This window comes from Xanthobacter autotrophicus (genome assembly GCF_030015065.1).
Taxonomy (GTDB): domain Bacteria; phylum Pseudomonadota; class Alphaproteobacteria; order Rhizobiales; family Xanthobacteraceae; genus Xanthobacter; species Xanthobacter autotrophicus_D.
Map to the genome: position 1 here is coordinate 1 of NZ_JAIVFN010000387.1, position 461 is coordinate 461.

General features: G+C 69.4%; 2 pseudogenes. Both read right to left on the minus strand.

The window, feature by feature from the left end:
* Positions 1–220, minus strand: a pseudogene (locus tag K9U40_RS23660) (hypothetical protein); the annotation flags it as partial.
* Positions 221–258: 38 nt separating this feature from the next.
* Positions 259–461, minus strand: a pseudogene (locus K9U40_RS23665) (LysR family transcriptional regulator); the annotation flags it as partial.

Sequence of the window (461 nt, forward strand, 5' to 3'; positions counted from 1 at the left end):
GGGTGAGCGAGAGCAATTCATTGTTGCCCTTCACGTCGTGCGGGAAGTCCTTGAACCGGTCGCCCGCGCCGCCGGGGCCGGCATACCCCTCGCCGCGGTACTGCGCCTCGCCCAGCTTGAAGCGCTGGATCATGGTGCCCATGGCGCCGTCGAGGATGGCGATGCGTTGGGCCAGGATGGCGGGTAGCTGCTGGGCGCGGGTGTAGTGGGGGCGTTGCATAAGCCTCCATTGTAGAAAGTGGCGTCGCACCCCGCCGGTCACGCGGGGTCGGGAACGGCCTGCAAGGCCTGCAGCGCCTCCGTCAGCAGCACCAGCGCGGGATGGCGGTGCGCGTTGCGCCGCGCGATCAGCTCATAGGGTTCGCTGCGCGACTTGAGCCGCAGCGGCAGGCGGGCCACCAGACCGTGCCGGCAGACGTAGTCGGCCACGTCGTCCGACACCAGGGCGACCAGGTTGGGGT